Here is a 276-nt window from a genome sequence, read left to right as displayed (position 1 = left end):
ATACTTCACTGAATTGCCGTGGATGCTCGATTCGCAAATTAAACAACATAACTTACGCCAGCAGTATGATTCGTTATGGCCAGAGCAAGTAGATATTAGCCAACGCTTATTTGCAATGGCGTACGATGCTGTATCAATATTACATGACATCAGGCAGTTAAGCGTAATGCTAGGCAATCAATATAGTGGTTTAAGCGGTAAGTTATCTGTTAATACCAGCGGCCATATAGAACGCACGCTCGACTGGGCTCAATATACAAACCGTCGCATTAAGCC

The 276-nt window shown here is 42.4% G+C and carries 1 protein-coding gene; it reads left to right on the top strand.

Features of this window, described 5'->3' with window-relative positions; translation table 11 throughout:
* Nucleotides 1-276, top strand: a 276-nt coding sequence (locus AAEY57_RS19890; protein WP_350608652.1) for a penicillin-binding protein activator, incomplete at both ends; no start/stop codon positions are given.

Origin of the sequence: Pseudoalteromonas sp. MER144-MNA-CIBAN-0113 (assembly GCF_040308965.1) — a bacterium.
Classification (GTDB): domain Bacteria; phylum Pseudomonadota; class Gammaproteobacteria; order Enterobacterales; family Alteromonadaceae; genus Pseudoalteromonas; species Pseudoalteromonas tetraodonis.
The sequence above is the reverse complement of the archived record's forward strand: the minus strand, read 5'-3'. Positions and strand labels throughout refer to the sequence as shown.